This window comes from Baekduia sp. (assembly GCF_035685985.1).
Taxonomy (GTDB): Bacteria; Actinomycetota; Thermoleophilia; order Solirubrobacterales; family Solirubrobacteraceae; genus Baekduia.
The window spans coordinates 176,163-197,554 of record NZ_DASRZV010000017.1; the positions used below are offsets into that span (position 1 = coordinate 176,163).

The 21,392-nt window shown below is 74.1% G+C and carries 16 protein-coding genes; 12 read left to right on the forward strand and 4 right to left on the reverse strand.

Annotated features, from left to right (window positions below):
* Nucleotides 1-70 precede the first annotated feature (70 nt).
* The 6 genes from VFG42_RS09860 (at nucleotide 71) to VFG42_RS09885 (ending at nucleotide 9,410) form a co-directional block, all read left to right on the forward strand.
* Nucleotides 71-1,441: a DegT/DnrJ/EryC1/StrS family aminotransferase gene (locus tag VFG42_RS09860; RefSeq protein WP_324907823.1), complete on the forward strand. Its 1,371-nt coding sequence runs from the start codon at nucleotides 71-73 to the stop codon at nucleotides 1,439-1,441.
* 91 nt (nucleotides 1,442-1,532) lie between these two features.
* Nucleotides 1,533-2,783, forward strand: a complete 1,251-nt coding sequence (locus VFG42_RS09865) for an MFS transporter (RefSeq protein WP_324907825.1) — start codon at nucleotides 1,533-1,535, stop codon at nucleotides 2,781-2,783.
* Nucleotides 2,784-2,898: 115 nt separating this feature from the next.
* Nucleotides 2,899-4,065 (forward strand): Gfo/Idh/MocA family oxidoreductase, encoded by a 1,167-nt coding sequence (locus VFG42_RS09870; protein ID WP_324907827.1) that lies wholly within the window; start codon nucleotides 2,899-2,901, stop codon nucleotides 4,063-4,065.
* A gap of 114 nt (nucleotides 4,066-4,179) precedes the next feature.
* Nucleotides 4,180-5,823 carry an alpha-amylase family glycosyl hydrolase gene (locus VFG42_RS09875; RefSeq protein WP_324907829.1) on the forward strand — a complete coding sequence of 548 codons (1,644 nt, stop codon included), beginning with the start codon at nucleotides 4,180-4,182 and terminating at the stop codon, nucleotides 5,821-5,823.
* Nucleotides 5,824-6,012: 189 nt separating this feature from the next.
* A complete protein-coding gene (locus VFG42_RS09880; RefSeq protein WP_324907831.1) occupies nucleotides 6,013-7,149 on the forward strand; it encodes a mandelate racemase/muconate lactonizing enzyme family protein in 1,137 nt (378 codons plus the stop codon).
* The gene (locus tag VFG42_RS09885) at nucleotides 7,149-9,410 is read left to right on the forward strand and encodes an alpha-amylase family glycosyl hydrolase (RefSeq protein ID WP_324907833.1); all 2,262 of its coding nucleotides are present in this window, start codon (nucleotides 7,149-7,151) and stop codon (nucleotides 9,408-9,410) included. The genes VFG42_RS09880 and VFG42_RS09885 overlap by 1 nt, the downstream gene beginning before the upstream one ends.
* Here VFG42_RS09885 and VFG42_RS09890 read toward each other — a convergent pair.
* On the reverse strand, nucleotides 9,396-10,094 hold the full coding sequence (locus VFG42_RS09890) for a GntR family transcriptional regulator (RefSeq protein WP_324907835.1): 699 nt from the start codon (nucleotides 10,092-10,094) through the stop codon (nucleotides 9,396-9,398). The genes VFG42_RS09885 and VFG42_RS09890 overlap by 15 nt on opposite strands.
* A gap of 314 nt (nucleotides 10,095-10,408) precedes the next feature.
* Between VFG42_RS09890 and VFG42_RS09895 the strand changes: the two genes are divergently transcribed.
* Genes VFG42_RS09895 through VFG42_RS09910 form a run of 4 tightly spaced genes read left to right on the forward strand, consistent with a single transcriptional unit; the run spans nucleotide 10,409 to nucleotide 14,735 of the window.
* Nucleotides 10,409-11,770, forward strand: a complete 1,362-nt coding sequence (locus VFG42_RS09895) for an extracellular solute-binding protein (protein ID WP_324907837.1) — start codon at nucleotides 10,409-10,411, stop codon at nucleotides 11,768-11,770.
* Between the two features lie 12 nt (nucleotides 11,771-11,782).
* Nucleotides 11,783-12,772 carry a sugar ABC transporter permease gene (locus tag VFG42_RS09900; RefSeq protein ID WP_324907839.1) on the forward strand — a complete coding sequence of 330 codons (990 nt, stop codon included), beginning with the start codon at nucleotides 11,783-11,785 and terminating at the stop codon, nucleotides 12,770-12,772.
* Nucleotides 12,769-13,593 (forward strand): carbohydrate ABC transporter permease, encoded by an 825-nt coding sequence (locus tag VFG42_RS09905; protein ID WP_324907842.1) that lies wholly within the window; start codon nucleotides 12,769-12,771, stop codon nucleotides 13,591-13,593. The genes VFG42_RS09900 and VFG42_RS09905 overlap by 4 nt, the downstream gene beginning before the upstream one ends.
* 8 nt (nucleotides 13,594-13,601) lie before the next feature.
* A complete protein-coding gene (locus tag VFG42_RS09910; protein ID WP_324907844.1) occupies nucleotides 13,602-14,735 on the forward strand; it encodes a sn-glycerol-3-phosphate ABC transporter ATP-binding protein UgpC in 1,134 nt (377 codons plus the stop codon).
* On the opposite strand, the gene VFG42_RS09915 is transcribed toward VFG42_RS09910, so the two are convergent.
* A complete protein-coding gene (locus VFG42_RS09915) occupies nucleotides 14,732-15,379 on the reverse strand; it encodes a response regulator transcription factor (protein WP_349260407.1) in 648 nt (215 codons plus the stop codon). The genes VFG42_RS09910 and VFG42_RS09915 overlap by 4 nt on opposite strands.
* Nucleotides 15,376-16,329: a sensor histidine kinase gene (locus tag VFG42_RS09920; protein ID WP_324907848.1), complete on the reverse strand. Its 954-nt coding sequence runs from the start codon at nucleotides 16,327-16,329 to the stop codon at nucleotides 15,376-15,378. The genes VFG42_RS09915 and VFG42_RS09920 overlap by 4 nt, the downstream gene beginning before the upstream one ends.
* An 88-nt stretch (nucleotides 16,330-16,417) precedes the next feature.
* Here VFG42_RS09920 and VFG42_RS09925 point away from each other — a divergent pair, with 88 nt between their 5' ends.
* A complete protein-coding gene (locus VFG42_RS09925) occupies nucleotides 16,418-17,170 on the forward strand; it encodes a Crp/Fnr family transcriptional regulator (protein WP_324907850.1) in 753 nt (250 codons plus the stop codon).
* 87 nt (nucleotides 17,171-17,257) lie between these two features.
* On the opposite strand, the gene VFG42_RS09930 is transcribed toward VFG42_RS09925, so the two are convergent.
* Entirely contained in the window at nucleotides 17,258-19,810 is a 2,553-nt protein-coding gene (locus VFG42_RS09930; RefSeq protein WP_324907852.1) for a hypothetical protein, read from the reverse strand.
* A 151-nt stretch (nucleotides 19,811-19,961) separates the two neighbouring features.
* On the opposite strand from VFG42_RS09930, the gene VFG42_RS09935 reads away from it, so the two are divergent.
* Complete coding sequence (locus tag VFG42_RS09935) at nucleotides 19,962-21,095, forward strand: helix-turn-helix domain-containing protein (RefSeq protein ID WP_324907853.1); 1,134 nt, start codon at nucleotides 19,962-19,964, stop codon at nucleotides 21,093-21,095.
* Nucleotides 21,096-21,392 lie beyond the last annotated feature (297 nt).

Here is a 21,392-nt window from a genome sequence, read left to right on the forward strand (position 1 = left end):
CACCAACGCCGGGGCGCGGTTCGCATCGGCGACGGCACGGACCGTCGCCACGCACAGAAAGGGGACGCGCATGTCGCGCATCTCCAACGTCAAGGCCGCCCTGTCCCTCCCGCAGCTCCTGACCCCGACCCAGTCGTGGCCCGAGCACGGGGAGCGCGAGGCGGAGCTGGTCACCCGGTCGCTGGGCAACCAGCTCGGCCTGGGCAGCCCGGAGGTCCGGACGTTCGAGGAGGCCTTCCGCGGGATGCAGCAGCTGCCCGCGACCCACGAGGCCGTCGCCACCACGAACGGCACCCACGCCATCCAGCTCATCCTGGAGGCGCTCAACATCGGGTGGATGGACCGGATCCTCATCCCGGGCGAGACCTGGCAGGCCACCGGCGGCGCCGTCCTGGACGTCAACGCCATCCCGGAGCTGATCGACGGCAACGGCAGCTGGACGATCGACCCGGACCTCGTCGAGGAGCACCTGCGCAAGACGCGCGGGACCAAGCGGTTCCCCAAGGCCGTGATCGCCGTCCACCTGTACGACCGGGCGGCGGACGTCAAGCGGCTGGCCGAGATCTGCAAGGCCTACAACGTGTTCCTCATCGAGGACTGCGCCCACGCCGTGGGCGCGGTGATCGACGGCCGGCCGGCCGGCACCTGGGGCGTCGCGGGGTCCTACTCCCTGCAGGGCTCCAAGGGCTTCACCTCCGGCGGTGAGGGCGGCGTCATGGTCACGGGCGTCCCGCTCCTGGAGCAGCGGCTGCGGTCGCTGGTCTCCTGCGGGCGCGAGGACCAGCCGCTCATCCCCGCCTCCGCCGAGGCCGACGCGCTCACCGCGCACTGGCGCCGGCGGGTCGACGCGCTGGACCTGGCCCCCTTCGGGGCGCAGTCCGGCAACTACCGGATGAACGGCGTCACCGCCGCGCTGGGCACCGCCCAGACCGAGCGGTTCCCGCAGCAGTACGCGCTGCGGGAGGCGTCGATCCGGGCGCTGGAGGAGCTGCTCCCGACGGTGCCCGGCATCACGTACCGCAGGCAGGACGAGGTCACGCACCCCGTGGCCTACATGCTGGCCTTCGCCTACGACCCCCAGCAGTTCGCGGGCATGGACAACGCGCTGTTCCGCGAGGTCCTGCACGCCCTGCTCGGCGAGGGCGAGTCCCAGCTGGTCCTGCCGACGTACGACCCGCTGGGCGGCGGCGAGGCGGGCTACCGCTCGCCGGTCTACAACCCGCTCAGCAAGAAGCGCCACCTCGTGTCCGAGGAGTACGTCCGGGCGATCGACCCCAGCCGGGCCAACCTCCCCGTCGCGCACGAGATCTTCCGCACCGGCATCACCATCCAGCACTCGTTCCTGCGCGAGGCCGACGCCGCCCAGGCGCTGGTCGAGGCGCTGCGCTGGATGCACGCCAACGCGGAGGCCATCGTGGCCGCGGCCGGTCAGTCCTCCTGATCGCGCCTGAGTGAGCACGCCGGGGCCCCGCGCAGCCAGCGCGGGGCCCCGGCCCTCGTCCGCATCCCATCACGCAGAGACGGAGTTCTGCATGAACGACAACAACGGCGGCGGGCCGCACGACGCCCCGCCGCGGAAGGTCGGCCTGGCGGTCGGCCTCCTCGGGCTCGGCAACGGGTTCATGGAGCCCAACGCCGGCGCCCGCTCCACCGAGATCCAGCGGTCGACCCGCACCTCCGACGCCACGCTCTCGCTCGGCTGGGCGGGCTGGCCGATCGGCATGTTCCTGGCCTCCACGGTCGGCGGCCGGCTGCTGGAGCGCGTCGGCGCCCGCGCGGTGCTCCTGGCCGGCGGCCTGTTCTATTTCGGGGCCTTCGCGGCGATCGGCTTCGCGCCGAACATCGTGGCCCTGGGCGTCGTGCTGTTCGTCGTGGGCCTGGGCAACGGGCTCTTCGACGTCGGCTGGACGCGGCTGTCGGCCCACCACGACCACCAGCAGGAGCAGGTCAAGGGCGACAAGGCCGGCCTGGTCATCCAGGTGCTCAACGGCCTGTTCTCGCTCGGCTCGGTGGCCGCCGCGATCACCGGCATGGTGGTCGTCGCGCTCGGGCTGCCGCTCGGGCCGCACCTGCTGGCGGTCGGCCTCGCCGGCCTGGCGGTGCTCGCCTGGTCGGCGCGCCACCTGCCCAACCCCGGCGCGACCGAGGTCGACGTCGACCGCCGCGCCGCGGCTCCCGCGCACCGGACGCAGGGGGCGCCGCGGCCGCGCGCCCCGCGCCGGCTGCGGGCCGTCGCGGCGATGTCGGCGTGCGCGACGCTGCCGGTCGGGGTCGGCTACCTGTGGTCGTCGATCTACCTGACGCGCCTGGGCGCGTCGGAGACGGTGGCCACGCTCGGCGTGCTGGCGTTCACCCTGGCCGAGACCGCGGTGCGGCTCTCGCTCGGGATGCTCTCGCGGCACGTCGCGGCGCTGCGGGACGTCGTCCGCCAGGCGCGGGTCGGCGCGCTGGTCGCGCTGGCGGGCCTCGCGCTCGTCGTCGTCCCCGCCACGATCCCGACGGCGATCGCGGGCTTCGCCCTGCTGGCCGCCGGGATGGCGCCGATCGCGGGCCTGGCCCAGCGTGAGGCCCCGCACATCTGGCCCGACCACAAGGGCCGGGCCACGGGGATGGTCAGCCGCTACATGTACACGGCGCTGGTCGCCGGGCCGGTCGTGATCGGCCCGCTGTCCTCGCTGCTGGGCGCCAAGGACAGCCCGGAGTCGCTGCGCGTCGCGCTCGGCGCGCTGCTGCTCCTGCCCGCCGTCGTGCTCGTGCTCGCCGGCCGCCTGCGCCGGGCGTGAGCGCCGCGCCCGTCCGGTGTCGCGGCCCGCCGCGCCACCGGCACCACCGCACCCGTTCCACCGGGCCCCGGCACTCCCGCCGGGGCCCGTCCTTCTTCATCGCGAGGAGCGAGAAGTGAACGAGAACACCAACACCACCACCAACGCCGCCGCCGCCGAGCCGTTCAAGGTCGTCGTGGTCGGCACCGGCCGCCAGGGCACCGAGCACCGCATCCCGTCGCTGCGCTCGGTCCCGGGCGTCGCGATCACCGGCGTCGTCGACGTCGCGGTCGAGCGCGCCCAGGCGGTCGTCGACTCCTACAACGACGCGGGCAAGCTCGACGAGCTGCGCGCGGTCGGCTACGACGTGCGCGACGGCCAGGAGCCGCCGCGCGCCTACGCGTCGCTGACCGAGGCGCTGCGCGACGAGCGCCCCGACGGCGTCGTGGTCGTCGTCCCGCACGCGTTCCACAAGGCCGCCACGCTGGAGGCCCTCAGCGGCCGGGTGGCGCCCGCGGCGCACGTGCTGGTCGAGAAGCCGATGGCGACGTCGCTGGCGGACGCGGTCGAGATGGAGCAGGCCGCGGCCCGGACGCGGCGGGTCCTGGGGGTCGGCTACCAGAACGCCCACGCGGTCCGCTGGGCGGCCGAGCAGCTGCGCGCCGGCGCCATCGGCGAGCTGCGCGGCCTGACCCTGCACTGGACGCGCGAGTCCGGCATCCCCGGCGCCGAGCACTTCTGGGCGTCGCGCGAGGACGGCGGCGTCACGCCGGACCTCGCCGGCCACCTGGTGGCGCCGCTGCAGGTGCTGCTCGGCGCCGACAACCGGGTCGTCCGGCTGTCGGCGAAGGGCAGCGGGGCGGCCGGTCGCGCCCAGCACGGCGCGGGCTTCGTCGCCGACGACACCGTCGTCGCGCGGCTGGAGCTGGCCAACGGCGCCACCGGCAAGCTCGTCGTCAGCTGGGCCACCGGCATGGCGCCCGACGAGCAGGCCGGCGTCACGCTCTTCGGCAGCGAGGGCAAGCTCGAGGTGCCCTTCATCCCGCAGAAGGGCATCGGCTACGTGCCGTCGTCCGGCGACTTCCTGCCGGTCCTGCGCCGGTGGGACTCGGGCACCGAGCTCGGCCCCGACCCGCTGATCTACACGGAGCTGGTCGTCGACCAGGCCTTCAACTGGGTCGCGGCCGCGCAGGGTCGCGAGGAGCTGGTCCTGCCCGGCGCCGCGGCCGTCGCGGTCGAGCGCGTCGTCGACGGCATCCGCCGCTCGGCCGACGCCGGCGGCATCTCGATCGACCTCGCCTGAGGTCGTCGCACCACGCCGGGCCCCGCGCAGCGTCTCGCGCGGGGCCCGGCCCGCTCCACCGGCCCCGCGCGACCGCGCGGGGCCGTTCCCCTTTTTTGTCCGAAGGAGAAGGACATGAAGTTGAACCCGCACACGGGCACGCTGATGCAGGCCTACCTGCCGGCGTTCGACCCCAACGGCCTGGCCGGGCTCACCACCCGCTCGGGCGCGCTGCGGTGGATGGGCTTCAGCGGCCTGGTCACCCAGCCCGTCACGGCCTACCGCCGCGACAGCGAGGACGGTCCCTACAGCCCGCTCAGCCACACGCGCGTGGACCACGGGCTGGGCGGCGAGGCCCGGCTGGTCGAGGTCAACGCCCACCTCGCGGAGATGGGCATCGCCCCGATCGGCGACTTCGTCCCCAACCACCTCGACGAGCAGTCGCAGGAGGTCCGGGACACGCTGCGCCGCGGCGTGGTCGACCGGTCCTGGTTCCGCGTGACCCGCGACCGCGAGGTCATGGAGACCTGGCGCGGCAAGACCAACATCTTCGGGTTGGACAGCACGCGCTGGGAGCCGGGCCTGGAGGCGTGGCGCGCCTCGACGTTCTACGGCTCCCAGTGGGAGCTGGACGTCGAGCACCCCGCGGTGATCGCGCACCTGAAGTCCGCCGCGGCCACCATGGTCGGCCCGTGGGCCTACCAGGGGCTGCGGTGGGACGCGATCGCCTACGCCGCCGGCAAGCGGCTGACGACGCGGACCGGCGAGCACGAGCCGGCCGCGTTCGAGCTGCTGCGCCAGGTGCGCGCGCACCTGGAGGCGCGGGCGGGCGGCGACGCGCCGCTGATGCTCGCCGAGGCCGGCGGCTTCACGCGCGACATCGCGCGCTGGCTGGGTCCGGGGCTGGCGCACGCCGCCTACGACTTCACGTGGATGCCGACGCTGGTCCACTCGCTCGACGAGGGCGACTGGACGCCGCTGCGGTCCTACTGGGGGTCGCTGCCGTCGACCGAGGGCCGGCTGCTGCGCTTCCTCGGCAGCCACGACGAGCGCCAGCTGCGCTACGTCCCGTTCAAGGACGCGCTGATCGCGCGCCACGGCGGGCCGGGCGGGAACCACGTCTGCTTCGGCGGCAACGGCCTGACGCTGCCGGTGCGCAACCTCGTCCCGTCCGAGGAGGCGTTCGTCATGTTGATGGCCTTGACGGTCCTCAGCGACGGGCTGCCGCTGGTCTACCAGACCGACATGGGCGGCTGGGGCGGCGACCCGGACGCCAACGCCCACGACGTCCGCGACCCGAACCGGTGCCTGGTGCCGTGGATCTCGGCGGCCGCGGGCGGCTGGACGCGGGCCACCGCGCGGGGCTACCGGCCCGAGCCGGAGTACCGGCGGCGCTCGGTCCGGCGCCAGATGATCGACGAGCGCTCGGTGATGTCGCGCCTGGCGCAGCTGATCCACCTGCGGTCCCACCACCCGGCCTTCGACGCGACCCCGCAGGTGCGGATCGCGTCGTCGTCGCGCAAGGTGGAGGCATTCGCGCGGGTCGGCGGCGAGCGGGCGCTGCTCGTGCTGGCCAACGCGTCCGGCGAGCACGAGGCGGCGGAGCTCGACCTGCGCCGGTGGGGCGGCTGGCGCGCCCGCCGGCTCGGGATGCCGTCGACGGAGGCGGACCGGACCACGTGGAGCCCGGAGCGGTTCCTGCCGGTCGGTCGTCGCCACGAGGTGCGCCTGCGGCCCTACGGCGGGGAGGTGATCGAGCTCGCGCCGCCGGGCGTCTGACGTGAGGCCCAGGCGGTCGTCGTCCTCCCTCGGGAGGGCGGCGGCCGCCGTCTCCGCGTGCCCGCGCGGCACGCCCTTTTTTTGTCCCCGATTCGCTTGCTGGCGCAAATGATGTCCTTGGCACCGCGTCTTCCGCCGGACGCTCTCACCGCTACAAATCGATTGTCGACGACTGCTAGGATCGCGGCCATGGAGATCACGCGCATCGAGGCCGCCGGGCTGCGAGGGGCGACGCCGCTGGGTGGCTGGACCGTCGACAGCCGCCCGGACGACGTCCTGCACACGCTCGTCGTCGTGCACACGACCGAGGGCGTCGTCGGGGTCGGCAGCGTGTACACCAGCGAGGACCTGGTCCGCGCGGCGCTCGACGTCCTCGCGCCGCTGTGCGTGGGGGAGAGCGCGCTGGAGCCCGAGCGCGTCGCCGAGCGCCTGCACCAGCACACGTTCTGGCTCGGCCGCGGCGGCGCGCTGACCCACGCGATCTCCGGCATCGACGTCGCGCTGTGGGACATCCTCGGCCAGGTCACCGGCCAGCCCGTCGGCCGCCTGCTCGGCGGCACCTACCGCACCCACGTCAAGCCCTACGCCTCGCTGCTGATGGACGCGCCGGAGGCGATGGCCGAGCGGTTGGCGGCCTTGGTCGACGAGGGCTTCCGCGCGTTCAAGATCGGCTGGGGCCCGTTCGGCCGGCAGTCCGCGCGCGAGGACGAGGCGATCGTCGCGGCCGCGCGCGCGGCGATCGGCGACGAGGCCATGTTGATGGTCGACGCCGGCGGCAGCGACGGCTTCTGGCCCAACCACTACAAGTGGGCGCTGCGCACCGCCGGCATGCTCGCCTCCTACGGCGTGGCGTGGTTCGAGGAGCCGCTGCGCCCCGACGCGCTGGAGGACTTCGCGCAGCTGCGCCGCCGCTCGCCGGTCCCGATCGCCGGCGGCGAGACGCTCACCCGCCGCCAGACCTTCCACCCGTGGCTGGCCGCGGGCGCGTTCGACGTCGTCCAGCCCGACGTCACCAAGGTCGGCGGCCTCAGCGAGCAGCGCCGGATCGCCTGGGCCGCCGACGACCACGGCGTCGCGTTCGTCGGCCACGGCTGGAACACGGCGATCGGCCTGGCCGCCGACCTGCAGCTGGCCGCGGCGCTGCCCAACACCGAGCTGGTGGAGTTCAAGACCGGCTCGCCGTACATCGACGAGCTGGCCGGCCCGCGCTTCGCGCTGGACGACGACGGGCTGCTGGCGATCCCCGATCGTCCGGGGCTCGGGATCGAGCTGGACCCCGACGCCGTCGCGCGCTACACCGGCCACCCGACCCTCCTGGCGGCCTGATGACCGGCCTGACCCACCTCGACGTCCACGCTCCCGGCGCGCCGACCGCGCTGCGCCTCGACGACGCGACCGGCCTGCCGGTCGCGCTCGTGCCCGCGGGCCCGGGCGCCGCCGCCGCGCCCACGGTCCCGCTGAGCCTCGCGCTCGAGGTCGTCTGGGGCGGGGAGGAGGCGACGCGCCCGATCGGCGGCCTGGAGTACCCCGGCGCCGAGCGGCTCGCGCTCGACGCGCTGCGGCTGGTCGCCACCCGCCGCGAGGACCATGGCGACCACGCGCGCCTGGTCGCGACCGCCCGCCAGGACGCCTGGGAGCTCGACCTCGCCTACACCTTGCACGACCGCGCGCCGCACGTCGCGCTCGGCTTCACGCTGCGCCGCGCGCCCGGCGCCGCGCCGGTGGCGCTGCGCGACGTCGTCGTGTCCGTCGGCGTCGGCGTGGAGGACCGCGCCGCCTGGGCGCTGCACGCGCCCGGCAACCAGCAGCGCCCCGGCGTCGAGCTGGCCGCGGTCGACGCCCCGCTGCGGATCTTCGGCGCCGCCGACACGTTCGGCTCGCCGGGCCTGGTCGCGCTGAGCGCCCACGACGACCCGGCGACGATCGCGCTGTGGCCGCTGTGCCGCACCGAGCTGGGCGGCGGGCGCCTGGAGGTGGACGACGACGCCGCGACGCTCGTGTTGAACACCAACCTGGCCGGTCGCCTCGACGACGCCGCCGGGCTGACGTGGGGGACGGTCTGGCTGGACGTCGCCCGCGCGCCGTGGGAGGAGGTCCGCGACCGGCTGCCCGCCTGGTACGCGCGCCTGGGGATCGCCGCGCCCGCCGACCGCCCCGCGTGGCTGGGCGCCGCGCACGTCTACGAGGCGCACGTCGGCTTCTCGGTCTTCGCCGACGGGGTGCGCTACGAGCGCTACCCCGAGGTCGCCGACCTGCGCGCCGACCTCGACCGCCTGCAGGCGCTCGGCTTCGACGTCCTGCAGCTGATGCCGCGCCACCCGTACCCCAGCTACAACGTCCACGACTACGCCGACGTCACCACCACCTATGGGGACGAGGCGCAACTGCGGGCGCTGGTGGACGAGTGCCACCGCCGCGGGATGCGCGTCATCGTGGACATCATCCTGCACGGCCTGATCGACCGGGAGGTCATGGCCGACACGCTGGCCGGCGTGCACGCGGGGCCGTACGCCGACCGCCTCGGCGAGGGCCGGATCGCCTACCTGCTGGACACCGCCGAGGACGTCGCCTGGAGCCGGCACATCGTCGAGTACGCGCCCTACTGGAGCGCCGGGTCCCCGGAGCGCGCGGCGCTGGCCGACGAGTACCCCGAGTGGTTCATGAAGGACTCGGCCGGCGCGATCACGCGCCGCTACACCAAGGCCTTCGACATCGCGTCGCCGGCGTGGCAGGCCTACTTCCTGGACGCGTGCCTGGACCTCGTCGCGCGCCTGGACGTCGACGGCTTCCGCGTCGACGCGCCGACCTACAACAACTACGCCACCTGGGCCGAGGGCCGCGGGCACCGCGCGAGCTACGGCGCGATGGCGTCGCTGGGCCTGCTGGAGGAGCTGCGCGCGCGCCTGCGCGCCGCCAAGCCCGACGCGATCGTCTACACCGAGCCGACCGGCGCGCTGTTCCGCGGCGCGGTCGACGCGACCTACAACTACGACGAGCACTGGCTGGTCGAGTCGCTCTACGCCGACGCGCGCAACCCGCAGCGGCCGTGGCGGCTGGTCCGCGACGCGCGCGACCTCGCGCGCTGGCTGGGCGAGCGCGACCGGGCGCTGCCGCCGGGCGCGGGCATCATCCACCACGTCGACTCCCACGACTCGATCTGGTGGCGGCTCCCCGGGCAGCAGTGGCGGCGCGAGCGCTTCGGCAGCGAGGCGACGGTCGCGCTGACCGCGCTCTTCGCGCTCGCCGCGCCCGGCGGGTTCATGACGTTCATGGGCGGCGAGGAGCAGATCCAGGACGAGCTGGCCCGCGCGCTGCGGCTGCGCCGCGAGCACCCCGAGCTGGCCACCGGCCGCTGCGAGTACCTGCCCGAGGCCGCCTCGTGCGACGACGTGCTCGTCGCGCGCCGGACGCTGGACGGCCGCGCGGCGCTGGTCGTCGTCAACCTCGGCCCCGACGCGGTCGACTGCCACCTCGCGCTCGACGCCGGCCCCGCGCCGGTCGCCGACCTCTGGAGCGGGGAGGACGTGGACCTCGCGCGGCCGGTCGCGCTGGCGCCCTTCCAGCCGCGGGTCCTACGCCTGGCCTGACGGGGGCTCGCGCTCCAGCAGCTCCCGCGCCGAGCCGAGGATGTGCTCCTCCAGCGCGGCGGCGATCGTCGCGTCCTCGCGCGTGCGCAGCGCGTCGAGCAGGCGCCGGTGCTCGTCCTGGATCTCGGCGAGGTCCTCGTGCAGCGGCGCCAGGCGGCGGAACTGCAGGCGGATCCGCGGCAGCACCGAGCGCCACAGCTGCGCGGAGTGCTGGGAGCCGCTGGCGGCGATCGCCGTGTCGTGGAACGCGACGTCGAGGTCGTTCAGGCGCGCGAGGCTCGCGTCGGGCGCGCCCATCTCGGCGACGATGCCCTCCAGCCGCTGCCACGTCGCGTCGTCCATGCGCCGCGCGGCCAGCGGCAGCGCGAAGGCCTCGATCGCGAGGCGGACCGGCGCGAGCAGGCCGAGCAGCTCGCCGGGCGCGATGTCGCAGACGACGACGCCCTGGCGCGGGATGTGCGTGACCAGCCCCTCGCTCTCCAGGTCGCGCAGCGCCTCGCGCACCGGGGCGGCGCTGAGCCCGAACTGGGTGCAGAGCCGGTCCTGCTTGAGGTGCTCGCCGGGGCCGAAGGAGCCGTCGAGGATCGCGTCGCGCAGGACGTCGAGCACCTGCGAGCGCCGCGAGCTGGGGGTGGGGTCGAGCGTCAGTCGGGGGGTGGTGGGGGAGGTGTCGGCACGCTTCATCGATGGAGTCCTTCCAAACGGCTGGCACAGATGGTCGACAATCGATATGATGCTCGCACACGGCGCTCAGCTCAAGCCGCGCGTCAGGAAGTATGGATGTTGTCGCTCGATCTCTCTCCCCTTCGCCGCAGCCGGCCGACTCGCCGGGAGGCGTCGCGCGGCCGGGTCGCCGAGGGCGCTCGCGCGTTCCCCCGGCCGTCGGGCGCCCCACGCGCCCGCGGCCGGCGCCGCCCTCGCGGCCCGGCCCGATTACCGGGTCGGCCGACCCCGCTCGGCCGCCTCCGGCAACGCCAACTCTCGGAGGAGCAGTACGCATGGTTCGCTGGAACACTGCGCAGCGATGTGCAGCGATGGTCTGCGCCGCGGGCGCGGCGCTGGTCGGCGCCGGGTGCTCGCCCGGCGGCGACGCCGCCTCGCCCACCTCGCGGAGCGAGACCAGGACGGTCGTCACCGACGCCTCGAAGCTCGGCCAGGTCACGATCACCGAGTGGGACAAGAACACGTTCGCGGGCCCCAACCAGGCGATGAAGGAGATCAACGCCCGGTTCGAGCAGAAGTACCCCAACATCAAGGTCAAGCGCCTCGCGCGGGCCTTCGAGGACCTCAAGACGACGCTCAAGCTCGCGCTCTCCTCCGGCACCCCGCCCGACGTCGTCCAGGTCAACCAGGGCTACGGCGACCTGGTGGCCTTCACCAAGGCCGCGCTCGTGCGCCCGCTCGACCCCTGGGCCGAGGCCTACGGGTGGGAACGGCGCTACCCGGCCACGCTGCTGGCCCAGAACCGCGTCGGCGACGACGGCACCTGGGGCACGGGCAAGCTGTACGGGGTCTCCAGCACCGCCGAGCTGGTCGGCGTGTACTACAACAAGAGCGTGCTCGCCAAGGCGGGGCTCCAGCCGCCCACCAGCTACCCCGAGCTGGTCGAGCAGCTGGCCAAGTTGAAGGCCTCGGGGGTCCAGCCGATCGAGTTCGGCGCCTCGACGAAGTCGCCGACGATCCACCTCTTCGGCACGATCCTCACCAGCCTCGCGGGCCCGAAGCTCGTCAACGACCTCGTCTTCGGCCGCGACGGCGCGTCGTGGAAGGACCCCAAGGCGGTGCAGGCGCTGACGACGCTCGGCGACTGGGCCAAGCAGGGCTACATCAACAAGGACGCCAACGGCAAGACCGAGGCGCAGGCCGGCGCGGACTTCCAGAAGGGCAAGGCGGCGTTCTACGTCAGCGGCTCCTGGTGGGGCGGCACGTTCAAGAGCTCCGACGACGTCGGCTTCGTCGCGTTGGCCCCGTCGTCCGGCGCGGCCCCGGCGGCGCTCGGCGGCCTCGGGCTCCTGTGGGCCGTGACGTCCAAGAGCCCGCACCCCGACGCCGCGGCGGCCTACATCGACTACCTCAACGGGCCCGAGGCGGCCGACATCATCGCCAAGTCCGGCGACCTGCCGGCCAACCAGGGCGGCGCGTTCAAGTCGCCGGCGGACTCGCTGCAGGGCGAGTTGGGGTCCAACATCGCCAAGGTGCTCGACGCCGGGACGATGGCGCCCTACCTGGACTACGCGACGCCCGACTTCTACGACGTGATCACCGCGCAGCTGCAGCAGGTGATCGCCGGGCGGACGTCGGCGAGCCAAGCGGCGGACGCCCTGCAGAAGGAAGTCGACAGCTTCAAGTCGACCAAGTAGGTGGAGCGCGCCATGCAGGTCGCCGAACAGCGTGACGCGGTCGCCGGCGCGGCCGCCGCCCCGACCGCCCGCAAGGGCGGTCCGGAGGCGGCGGAGGCCGAGGCCTACGGCATCCCGCGGCGCCGCGGGCGCGCCGGGCGCCGGCAGCAGAGCATCGCCTACGTCTACCTGCTGCCGGCGCTCGCCATCTACACCCTGTTCCTGCTCGTCCCGCTCGGCCACAGCGCGTGGATCTCGCTCTACCGCTGGGACGGCCTGTCGCCGGGCACGTGGGTCGGGCTGCACAACTACGCCGACGCGTTCACCGACCCGCAGCTGCGCGCGTCGTTCGTGCACTCGCTCGTGTTGATCGTGTTCTACGCGATCATCCCGGTGGGGATCGGGCTGCTGCTGGCGGGCGTCATCGTCCGCGCGCCGCGGCTGCGGTTCCTGTCGGCGTTCCGCGTCGTGCTGTTCCTGCCGCAGGTCGTCGCGTCGGTCGTGGTCGCCACGACGTGGTCGATGATCATGGCGCCCGAGGGCGTGCTCAACGACGTGCTCTCGGCCGTCGGCCTGGGGTCGCTGACCAACGACTGGCTCGGCGACTTCTCGACCGCGCTGCCGGCGGTCGGCCTGATCGGCACGTGGACGGAGATCGGCCTCTGCCTGGTGCTGTTCCTGGCCGGCATCGGGCAGATCCCGCGCGAGCTCTACGAGGCGGCGCGGCTGGACGGCGCCGGGCCCGTCGCCGAGTTCTTCGCGGTCACGCTGCCCGGGCTGCGCCGCCAGGTCGTGATCGCGCTGGCGCTGACGGTGACCGCGGCGCTGCGCAACTTCGACGTCATCTTCGTCACCACCCGCGGCGGGCCGGGGACCGCGACGACCGTCCCGGCCTTCCAGGTCTACCACCAGGCCTTCGAGGCCAACGCGGTGGGCTCGGCGAGCGCGATCGGGATCACCCTGCTGGTGATCATCGGCGTGCTGGTCGCGGCGATCAACCGACTGGACGTGAGGGACTCATGAGGCTGACCCGCAACGAGGTCGCGATGAACTACGCGGTCCTCGGCTTCTTCGCGCTGCTGACGATCTTCCCGCTGATCGGGCTGGTCAGCTCGGCGCTGGGCGACCCGTCCTCGTCGACGCCGCAGTTCGGCTTCGGCGACGGCATCCACCTGTCGAACTTCTCCGACGCGTGGAAGGAGGGGCACTTCTCCACCTACCTGGTGTCGAGCGTGATCGTCTCGACCAGCGCGACCGTGCTGTGCTGCTTCGTCTCGATCCTCTCGGGCTACGCGTTCGCGACGATGGAGTTCCGCGGGCGCACCGTCCTGTTCGCGCTGTTGGTGATGGGGATCGTCGTGCCCTCGGAGGCCGTCGTCGTCCCGCAGTACTTCGAGCTGCGCGACCTCGGCCTGACCGACACCTACCTGTCGCTGATCCTGCCGCAGACCGCGGGGATCCTGGCCTTCGGGACGTTCTGGATGCGCAACTTCTTCCGCAGCGTGCCGCGCGCGCTGGTCGACGCGGCGGCGGTCGACGGCGCCAACTCGTGGCAGACGCTGTGGCGCGTGCTGATGCCGATCGGCAAGCCCGCGCTGCTGACGATGGCCACGCTGGCCTTCATGTGGACGTGGAACGAGTTCCTGTTGGCCTTGGTCATGATCACGAAGGAGAGCGTGCGCACGGCGCCGCTCGGGCTGTCGTTCTTCCGCGGCGCGCACCTGACCGAGTACTCGCTGCTGTCGGCCGCCGCGCTGATCGTGGCCGCCCCGGTGGTCGCGTTGTACTTCTTCTTCCAGCGGCACTTCATCGCCGGGATGCTGTCCGGCGCTCTCAAGGAATAGGAGAACCCATGGCCGGCATCGTCTTCGACGACGTGACCAAGCGCTACCCGGACGGCACCCAGGCGGTGTCCGGGCTCGACCTCGAGGTGGCCGACGGCGAGCTGCTGATCCTCGTCGGCCCCTCGGGCTGCGGGAAGTCGACCGCGCTGCGGATGGTCGCCGGGCTGGAGGAGGTCTCCGACGGCGCGCTGCGGATCGACGGCCGCGTGGTCAACGACCTCGCGCCCAAGGACCGCGACGTCGCGATGGTCTTCCAGAACTACGCGTTGTACCCGCAGATGACCGTGCGCCAGAACATGGGCTTCGCCCTGAAGCTGGCCAAGGTCTCCAAGGCGGAGGTCGACGCCAAGGTCCGCGAGGCGGCCGAGGTGCTCGACCTCACCGAGCACCTCGACCGCCGGCCGGGCGCGCTGTCGGGCGGCCAGCGCCAGCGCGTGGCGATGGGCCGCGCGATCGTGCGCGCGCCCAAGGCGTTCCTGATGGACGAGCCGCTGTCCAACCTCGACGCCAAGCTGCGCGTCCAGATGCGCGCGTCGATCGCGCACCTGCAGGACCGCCTCGGCTCGACCATGTTGTACGTGACGCACGACCAGGTCGAGGCGATGACGCTCGGCGACCGCGTCGCGGTCATGCGCGGCGGCGTGCTCCAGCAGGTCGGGCCGCCCAAGGTCCTGTACCAGCGCCCGGCCAACGTCTTCGTCGCGGGCTTCATCGGCTCGCCGCCGATGAACTTCCTGCCCGGCGAGCTGGCCGACGACGGCCTGGCGACGCCGCTGGGCTTCACGCCGCTGCCCGACGACCTGCGCCAGGCGGTGGCGGCCTCGACGCTGGCCGGCCGCGCGGTCGTCGCGGGCATCCGGCCCGAGCACCTCACGCGGCAGCGGCCCGACACGGCGCTGCCGGCGCTGCGGTTCGCGGCGACGGTCGACCTCGCCGAGGAGCTGGGCGCCGAGGTCCTGGCGCACTTCAGCGCGCCGCCGGCGCCGGCCGACCTCCCCGACCGCGCGCTGGTCGCGCGCCTGACCGGGGCGACCGGCGAGCTGGCACGCGGCACGCGGCTGGACCTCTGGCTGGACCCGCACGGCCTGGAGCTGTTCGACCCCGAGACCGGCTACAGCCTGCGCACCGCCGCGCCGGCCTAGGGCTCCACCAGCCCGCGCCGGATCGCGTAGCGCGTCAGCGCCACGCGATCGCGCAGGCCGAGCTTGTCGAGGATGTTGCTGCGGTGGCGCTCGACGGTCTTCTCGCTGATGTGCAGCAGCGCGCCGATCTCGCGGCTCGTCAGGCCCTCGGCGATGAGCTTGACGATCTCCGACTCGCGCACCGACAGCGGGTCCTCGGCGGCGAGCTCGGGCGCGCGCTCCAGGAAGTCGCTGACCAGCGCGGCGACGCCGGCGGGGTGCAGGAACGGCTCGCCGCGCATCGTCGCGCGGCAGGCCGTGACGAGGTCCTCGTGGGCGGCGGACTTCAGCACGTAGCCCGACGCGCCCGCGCGCAGCGCCTCGAAGAAGAACTGCTCGTTGTCGTGCATCGACAGGATCAGCACGCGCAGGTCGGGACGCCGCTCGGTCAGCCGGCGCGCCGCCTGCACGCCGGTCAGCCGCGGCATCATCACGTCGAGCACGGCGAGGTCGACGTCCTCGCGCAGCACGGTCTCCACGGCCTGGGCGCCGTCGCCCGCCTCGGCCACGACCTCGAAGTCCGGCTCGGCGTCGAGGATCATCCGCAGGCCGTGGCGGACCATCGCGTGGTCGTCGGCGATCAGCACGCGCGTCGGGCGCGTCAGCGTCGCCACGTCGGAACCTCCAGCATCACCTCGGTGCCGTTCCCGCTCGCGCGGCGCCCGACCCGCAGCTCGGCGCCGATCGACAGCGCGCGCTCGCGCATCCCGCGGATCCCGCTCTCCCGCCGGCGCTCCGCGTCGATCCCGACGCCGTCGTCGCAGACGTCGAGCAGCAGCCGGTCGCCGTCGCGGCGCATGGTCAGCTCGATCGTCCGCGGGCGCGCGTGGCGCACCGCGTTGGTCAGGGACTCCTGGGCGATCCGGTAGATGACCATCTCGGTGTCGGGATCCAGCGGCGGCAGGTCGCGCTCCAGGCGGCGGCGGATCTCGATGCCGGTGCGGCGCGTCATGCGCTCGCTGAGGTTCGTCAGCGCGGGGATCAGCCCGAGCGTGTCCAGCGCCTCGGGGCGCAGCTCGCGCGCCAGGCGCCGGACGTCCTCGACGCTGGCCAGCACGCCGTCGCGCAGGTCGTGCAGCTCGCGGCGCAGGCCCTCGTCGGCGGCCAGCAGCGCGACGCGGTCGGCCTGCAGCCCGAGCGCGGTGAGCGTCTGGCCGATCTGGTCGTGCAGCTCGCCCGCGACGCGCCGCCGCTCGCCCTCGCGCTCGTTGAGCGCGCGCATCCCCGCCTCGCGCCGCTCGGCCTCCAGGCGGTCCAACATGTCGTTGAACGCCTCGGCCAGCAGGCGGATCTCGGACTCCTGGGCCGGGACCGGCAGACGCTCGCCGGGGCGCATCGGGTCGATGCGGCCCATCAGCGTGGTCAGCCGGGCCAGCGGCGCCGTGGCGCGCCGCAGCACGAGCGCGTTGACCACGACCATGACGGCCAGGCCGCCGGCCAGGGCCGGGATGCGGCCGTTGGCCGGCTCGACGATCAGCACGACGCAGGCGGTCGTCAGGACCGCCACGTTGGGGACCAACAGGCGCCAGAACAGCGAGTCGGAGCGGCGCTCCATGGCTCAACGGTATTCGAGGGGCGGCCCCGCGGCCTTATGGGGGCTGCTCCCCAGTTGGTCTCCCGCGCGCGCGGGGCAGTTCGGGAGCATGGAGCGTCCGTCCCTCGGCCTGATCCGCGTCTTCGAGCACGACCCCGAGCTGCTGGCGGGCCTGGAGCCCGAGATCGCCCAGCACCTGCGCCGCCGCACGGGCGCCCGGCGCGCGTGGGTGGAGCCGGGGCCGTGGGCGCCGTCCTTCGCGCCCGAGGAGATCCCGGGCCACCTCGGCCTGCTGGTGATCGACGGGCTCCTGATCCGGACCGTGACGCTGGCAAGCCGGGAGTGCTCGGAGGTCGTGGGGCCCGGCGACCTGATCCGGCCGTGGGACGGCGACGACGTCGTCGCCTCGGTCGCGTCCGCGAGCGCGTGGCGCGCGCTGCAGCCGGTGACCTTCGCGGTGCTCGACCGGGGCTTCGCCGTGCGCGTCGCGCGCTGGCCGACGATCACCGCGCAGCTCATCGGACGCGCGACGCGCCGCTGCCGCACGCTCGTCCAGCAGGCGTCGATCGCCTACGTCCGCCACGCCGACACCCGCGTGCTGCTGGCGCTGTGGCAGCTCGCCGACCGCTGGGGGAAGGTCACGCCCGCCGGCGTGCGCGTCCCGGTGCCGCTGACCCACCAGCTGCTGGGCGAGATCACGTGCCTGCAGCGGCCGACGGTCAGCTCGGCGGTCAGCCGGCTCACCGAGAGCGGCGCGATCTCGCGCGCGCCCGAGGGCGGCTGGCTGCTGCACGGCGACCCGCCGACGCAGGAGCCGCCCGCGCCGGCGCCGGCGAGCGACGTGATGTCCTTGGTCGCCTAGTGTCGTGGCGGTCGAGCAGGGACGACGCCGGGCCCGGCCGGTCAGGGCCGGGCCCGCGACGTCATCCCGGTGACGCGACCCCGCGCGCTACGGGCCGGCGTACCCGGCGGCGTAGCACGGCGCCGCGCCGCAGGTGTCCACCAGCGCCCCGCCGTTGTCGAGGAACTGCGCGACCTGGCTGTTGGCGGCGGCCTCCTGGCCGGCGTAGCCGTGCGGGTCGACGCCGGTCGCCGGCGGCGTGTTGGTCGTCGGCGCCGGCGGCGTGCCGAGGTTGACCCCGCCCTCGACGCGCGCCGGGCCGATGTCCCACATCACCAGGCCGTTGCCGGTGAACAGCCACGACGCGATCGCCGGGATGCCGTAGAACGGCGTCACGTCGAGGCTGCGGCCCGGGTCCAGCGCGGGCGTCCGCACCGACGCGCCGATCGTGCGCGCCTCGGTCTCGGCCGTCACGTTGGACACCTGGTGGTCGCCGAAGCCCGCCTCCAGCACGACGCGGTGGCGCGGCGTGTTGGGCAGCGGGTCGTCGGTCATGTGGTTGGCGTAGCCGTTGGGCTCGCCGCGATCCCACAGCAGCTGGACCATCGAGAGGATCAGCTGGCGGTCGCTCTCCACCGGGTAGGACGCGTTGAGGATCGTCCCGAACGGGTCCGGGTAGTCGGTGCTGCGCGGCAGCAGCACGCTGTAGTTCATGCCCGGGACGACGAGCGCCGCGCGCGTGAAGTCCGGGGCGATCGCCGTCAGCGCGCCGCCGAGGATGCCGCCCTCGCTGACGCCCGTGTAGTACAGCCGGCGCGTGTCGATCAGCGACTCGTCGCCGTGCCCGCGGTCGGCGCGGAACGCCGGGTCGGCCGCGAAGCCGCCGGGGTGGACCATCGCGCGGCCGAGGTAGAGGAAGTTCAACAGCCCCTGCTGGAGGCGGTCCGCCAGCTCGGAGAAGTTGGACATGTCGGTGAGGATGTGCGTGGCGACGTTGAGCTGGTCGTCGCTGGCCATGCCCTTCCAGTCGGTGCCGCACATCATCAGGCCGCCGGCCTGCGCCAGGTCGCCGCGCTTGTCGCCGTCGGTCTGGGTGTAGGACCCGAAGAGCCCGTGGCCGTACATCGTCGGCCGCGCCTTCGGGGCGTTCGCCGACGTGTCGTCCATGACGACCCGCGGGATGTTGCAGCTGAACGGCGCCTTGGTCGTGCCGTGCTGGACCGGGTTGCCGTCGGCGTCGAGGTCGAACGTCGCGCCCGGCGCGCACGGGTCGGACCCGCTGCCGTTCAGGTAGCAGGGGACCGTGACCGTGCCGCGGATGCGGCGGGCCCACCGCGTGTTCTGCACCGCGGTGTAGTTCGTGACCGACGTGATCGCGAACGTGGGGGAGGTGCCCGCCACGTCGCCGTCGGCCAGGTCGTGGTCGCCGAGCTGCGCGAACGCGTCGTCGCGGATGTGCAGCATCCGGCCGGTCGTGTTCTTGACGCTGGCGACCGTGAAGTCCCACGCGAGGTAGAGGTCGTCGCGGGCGATGCCGGCGGCGTCCAAGGACTTGAACAACGACTCGAAGTGCGGGCGGCGCGCCTCGATCTCGGCCTGGTCGGAGGGCAGGTCGTCGCGGTAGATCCGGAACGCGTCGTGGGCCGGGATCGCCGTGCCGTCGGCCTTCTCGAGGTGGCGCAGGGCGACGATGTAGCGGTGGCCCTCGATCAGGTTCTTGGCCGGGTGGATGGCCAGGTCGCGCTGGTCGTCGCTGGTCGCGTTGGCGTCCAGCTCGGCCCAGATCAGCTGGCGCTGCCCGGTCGCGGCGTCGATCAGCACGACCGGCTGGTCGTCGTCGTAGGTGCGCGCGAGGTCGGTGACCGGCACGATGCCGGTCTTCTCGCCCGCCGCCATGTTGTCCATGCCATCAACATGGACGAGGATCTCCTGGCCCGGGCTGAAGCCGTCGGACCGGTCGATGTCGGTGGGGTCGAGCGGTACGTCGCCGGCGTTGCGCGGCATCGCGGCGGCCTTGAGGTTCACGCGCCGGCCGGTCGGCGTGTCGGCGTCGGCCTTGGTGAAGTAGTCGCTCGGCCACGTGCCCAGGCAGCGGCCGGGGACGAGGATCTCGCAGTGGTCGGCCTTGGAGACGTCGATGACCGGCGCCTTCTCGACCGGCGGCGTCACCGGCCCGCCGTTGATCGCCCCGGGGTCGGTCGGCACGCCCGCCGGACCCGCCGGCGCGGGCGCCGGCGCCGAGGGCAGCGGCGCGGGCGCGGGCGTGGTGCCCGGCTTGGCGCAGCGGGACGTGTCGAGCTTGAGGGCGCGGCGGTCGCGGATCGTCACGGTCTTGCGGCCGTTGCGCCGGACGGTCATGCGCAGCTCGAGGGTCCGGGCGTCGCACGCGCGCAGCCGCGTGGCGCCGCCGGAGGTGAGGCCGACGGCGACCTTGAGCGTCAGCGCGCGGCGGAACGACAGGGTGCGCGTGCCGCTGACGCGGCGGCCGCCGGCGTAGAGCGCGACGCTCGCGCGGCTCTTGGCGGGGGCGTGGACGCTCGCGACCGCGGCGCCCGCGGACAGCAGCGCGCTCTGGCTCGGCGTGGCGAGCTTGACCTTGGGCGCGGTGGCGGCCGAGGCCGGACCGGCCGCGGCGAGGAGCGCGACCGCGGCGGCGGCCACGACGAGGGGACGACGTTGGGACACTGGACCTCCTGGGACAGCGCGCGCCGTTCGTGGCGCAGCGGCGGGACCCTCCGATCCTCCCCCGCCACGCGACCCGGAATCCAGAGGGCCGTTCACAACCTCGTTGTGACCGGTCACAATGCCCGGAATGGAGGAGACGCCGACCGCATTGGCGGCGCTCGTCGCGCGCATCGACCGCACCGCGCTCGCCGAGGGCATGCTCGCGACGTTCCGCACCGCGATCCCGGGCTACGAGCGGCTGCCCGACACGGTCGTGCGCGGCCAGATCCTCGACATCATCCGCGACAACCTGGACCTCTGCCTGGACTGGGTCGCGGGCGGCGCGCCGCCGTCGACCGAGCGCTTCGCCGAGTTCCGCGCGTCGGCCAAGAACCGCGCGACCGAGGGCATGCCGCTGGAGGACCTGCTGCGCGCCTACCGCATGGGCGGGACCGCGGCGTGGAAGGTCCTGGTCGCCGAGGCCGACGCGGACGCCGCCGCCGGCGAGCGCGACGCGCTGCCGCGAGCGGCCGAGCTGGTGATGGAGTACCTCGATCGCGCCACCGGCACGGTCGCCGAGGCCTACCTGGAGGAGCGCTCGCACCTGGTCTCCGAGGAGGAGCGCGGGCTGCGCGCGCTGCTGGACGTGCTGCTGGCCGGCGAGCCGCCGGCCGCCGGCCACCACGCGACGGCGGAGCGGCTCGGCTTCGTCGTCGCGGGCGAGCACGCGGTGTTCGCGGTCGGGCTGCCGGGCGAGGGCGCGCGGGCCCACGCGCGCGTCGCGGCCGGGCTGCGCGGCGGCGGGACGCTTGCGCTGACCGAGGGCGACCGCGTCGTCGGCCTGGCGGCGGTCGGTCGCGCGCCCGGGACCGCGCTGCCGCCGGAGGCGGTCGCGGTCGTCGACGCCGCCGTCGCGCGGGACGACCTCGCCGCGAGCCTGGCCGACGTCCGGCTCGGGCTCGACGTCGCGGTGCGCGCCGGGCGGACCGGCGCGATCGCGCTGCCCGAGCTGGCGCTCGAGGTCCTGCTGGCGCGCGCGCCGCGCGTCGCCGCCGACCTGCGCCGCCGGGCGCTCGCCCCGCTCGGCGAGGGCGAGCTGCTGGAGACCGTCACGACCTACGTCGAGCTGCGCCGCGACCGCAAGCGCACCGCCGAGCTGCTGCACATCCACCCCAACACGCTCGACCACCGCCTGCGGCGGGTCCGCGAGCTGACGGGCCTGAGCCTCGACGTGCCCGAGGACCTGACGACGGTGGTGCTCGCGCTGCGCGCGCCGGCCTGAGCGACGACGGCCGGTTGCCCGTCCGCGGGCGTCGGGTAGCGCCAACCGATGCGGAGCTTCCGCGGACCGCTCGCCGATCGCTACTCGGCCGCCGTGGCGCTCGTGCTGCTGGCGCTGACGCCCTACCTCGTGTTGACCACGGCGCTGCAGCCGCTGCAGCGGCTGATCGCCGAGGACCTCGGGATGAGCGCGCGGTCGCGCTGGGGCCGGTCGTCGGCGGGATCGCGCTGCTCGGCCTGCTCGTCGCGGGCGCGATCGCGGTCGCCGGGCGGTTGCGGGCGCTCCAGGAGCCGACGT